Origin of the sequence: Mesorhizobium sp. M7A.F.Ca.CA.004.06.1.1 (assembly GCF_003999135.1) — a bacterium.
In the GTDB taxonomy this organism is placed as follows: Bacteria; Pseudomonadota; Alphaproteobacteria; order Rhizobiales; family Rhizobiaceae; genus Mesorhizobium.
On sequence record NZ_RZPQ01000744.1, the window covers coordinates 1 to 2889 of the forward strand.

At 62.7% G+C, this 2889-nt stretch carries 3 protein-coding genes and 1 tRNA gene; 2 read left to right on the top strand and 2 right to left on the bottom strand.

The window, feature by feature from the left end; translation table 11 throughout:
* Positions 1-149: 149 nt before the first annotated feature.
* Both EN906_RS29395 and EN906_RS29400 read left to right on the top strand, forming a co-directional pair.
* Entirely contained in the window at positions 150-539 is a 390-nt protein-coding gene (locus EN906_RS29395) for a TIGR02300 family protein (protein ID WP_013528180.1), read from the top strand.
* Positions 540-711: 172 nt separating this feature from the next.
* Positions 712-787, top strand: a tRNA-Ala gene (locus EN906_RS29400).
* A 190-nt stretch (positions 788-977) separates the two neighbouring features.
* Here the strand turns inward: EN906_RS29400 and dgoD are convergent.
* Both dgoD and EN906_RS29410 read right to left on the bottom strand, forming a co-directional pair.
* Positions 978-2126, bottom strand: a complete 1149-nt coding sequence (gene dgoD, locus EN906_RS29405; protein ID WP_127267760.1) for a galactonate dehydratase — start codon at positions 2124-2126, stop codon at positions 978-980.
* A gap of 8 nt (positions 2127-2134) precedes the next feature.
* Positions 2135-2824, bottom strand: coding sequence for a FadR/GntR family transcriptional regulator (locus EN906_RS29410; RefSeq protein ID WP_245484354.1), 690 nt, complete (start codon positions 2822-2824; stop codon positions 2135-2137).
* Positions 2825-2889: the final 65 nt, after the last annotated feature.

Consider the following 2889-nt stretch of genomic DNA (forward strand, 5'->3'; position numbering starts at 1 on the left):
GACAGTCACGGTGGGGCGAAATGGTCATCCCCATGGTCGTCACTTGATGCGAGGCCTTTCAATGCATGGTTTTGTGACGCCGGCTTTTCGCTTTGACAGCGCTGCAAACTGTGGTTAAGGGGACCACTCTTTTATTGACGAGGCTTGCCGTGGCAAAAACCGAACTTGGCACAAAACGTATCGACCCGGAGACGGGCCGAAAATTCTACGACCTGAACAAGGACCCGATCGTCTCGCCCTACACCGGCAAGACCTATCCGCGTTCCTATTTCGAGGAAGGCAAGATTGCCGCTCTCGAGGAGGAAGAGGAAGTGGCCGAGAAGGAAGTGGACGCCGAGGAAGAAGAAGGCGTTGAGGTCGTCTCGCTCGAAGAGGCTGATGAGGACGTCAAGGGCGACGACCTGCCGGATCTTGGCGACGATGAGGACGACGTCGATCTCGGCGACGACGAAGATGACACTTTCCTTGCCGACGAAGAGGAAGAAGACGACGACGTCGCCGACATGATCGGCGTCGGAGACGACGACGACGAGGTCTGATCGGCCTTGAAAGCGGGCGTTTGCGGGCTTTCGTGGCCTGTGAAGAAAAAGCGGCTATCGAAGGCTTGATATCTGAGAAGGGCGGGGTTAGAAGCCGCCTGCACTAACGGCGTGGTCTCCAACCCGCGCCGGATCTCTTCGCCGGAAACGGCGCCGGTTGACTGCCGGAAGTGGGGCCATAGCTCAGTTGGGAGAGCGCTTGAATGGCATTCAAGAGGTCGTCGGTTCGATCCCGATTGGCTCCACCAAACAGTTCCTCTGCAATTCGCAGCCGATGAATGTGCCGCACTGCGGCCGTTGCGCTTGGTGGCCAGTTCAGGCAACGCCGCTGAAAGCGCCTCCATCAACGGAACGAACGAGCCATTTCTTGAGAGCGATGGCTCGCCGGACAAAGTCCTCACTGTTCATGGAGCGCTTAGAGACTGAAAGGCAGCCCGATCACCACTCGGCGAAGGAGCCGTCCTTGTGGCGCCAGACCGGATTGCGCCAGCGATGGCCTTCCTTGGCGCGTTCCTTGACATAGTCCTCGTCGATCTCGACACCCAGTCCCGGTCCGTCGGGAATGGCGACATAACCATCCTCGTAGCGGAAGACATCCTTGTTGGCGGCATAGTCGAGCAGGTCGTTGGCGGCATTGTAGTGGATGCCGAGGCTCTGCTCCTGGATGAAGCAGTTGTAGCTGACCGCGTCGAGCTGCAGGCACGCAGCAAGCGCGATCGGCCCGAGCGGGCAGTGCGGCGCCACGGCCACATCATAGGCTTCCGCCATCGCCGCGATCTTGCGGCATTCGGTGATGCCGCCGGCATGCGACAGGTCTGGCTGGATGATATCGACGACACCTTCCTCGAACACCGACTTGAAGTCCCAGCGGCTGTAGAGCCGCTCACCGAGCGCAATCGGCGTCGAGCCAAGCGCGGCGATCTCCTTCAGCGCCTCGCGGTTTTCGCTGAGCACCGGCTCCTCGATGAACATCAGCCTGTAGGGCTCCAGCTCCTTGACCAGGGCGCGCGCCATCGGCCGGTGCACGCGGCCGTGAAAATCGACGGCGATGCCGATGTTGGGCCCCACGGCCTCGCGCACCATGGCGACGCGTTCGACAGCGGCATCGATCTTGTCGTGGCTGTCGACGATCTGCAACTCCTCGGTACCGTTCATCTTCAACGCCAGGAAACCGCGCGCAACCATTTCCCGGGCACCCGCCGCGACTTCCGCCGGCCGGTCCCCGCCGATCCAGGAATAGACCTTGATCGTGTCGCGCAGCTTGCCGCCGAGCAATTCATGCACAGGCACGCCGAGCGCCTTGCCCTTGATATCCCACAGTGCCTGGTCGATGCCCGCAATGGCGCTCATCAGGATCGGCCCGCCACGGTAGAAGCCGCCGCGGTGCATCACCGTCCAGTGGTCCTCGATCAGGCGGGGATCCTTGCCGATGAGGTAATCGCCAAGCTCCTTGACCGCTGCCTCGACGGTCAGTGCCCGGCCCTCGACGACCGGCTCGCCCCAGCCGGTGACGCCGGCATCGGTCTCGATTTTCAGGAACAGCCAGCGCGGCGGAACGATGTAGGTGGTGAGCGAGATGATTTTCATGCGCAGTCTCAGTTGCTCTTGAGTTTCTTGGCGCTGCCGAGGTCGCGCGCCGCGAGGTCGAGGATCTTGTTTGCCGCCCCGCGTGCCGCCTCGGCATTGCGCATGCGCAGCGCCTCGACCACCTCGCGGTGCGCCGCCACGGCCTCCATGCGCCGGTCGAGCGAAATCACCGCCGTCGCCTCGAGCGAGAATTTCAGCCCGGTGTCGATGAGATTACCGATCTGGCGAAAGATCGGGTTGTGGCTCGCGGCATAGACGATCTGGTGGAAAGCGATGTCGCTGCGCGAGAAGGCGGCGAGGTCCTCGCCAGCGCCGGCCATGCCTCGCCATGCCGCTTCGAGATCGGCGATTTCCTGCAGCGTCGCGCGGGTGGCGGCGAGTTCTGCGACCAGCGGTTCGATGGCGCGGCGCGTTTCGAGGATGGCGTCGAAGAGCTTGTCGTCCAGCGCGTGCGGCGCGTGCCAGGCGAGCACCTGCGGGTCGATGATGTTCCAGTCGTCCTCGTTGCAGACGATCGTGCCGATGCGTGGCCGCGACAGCACCAGCCCTTTGGCGGCCAGCACCTTCAGGGCTTCGCGGATCACGGTGCGGCTGACGCCATACTCGACGCCGAGCTCGTTTTCGGTCGGCAAGGAGGAGCCGGCCGGATAGCGCCCGGAGAAGATGTCAGAGGCTATCGCCTTGGTCACATCCGGCATCACGCGCGGGCGGCGAGTGGTCGTATCTCCCGGGGCTTTTTTCAGAATCTCGGTCACCTCAGCCC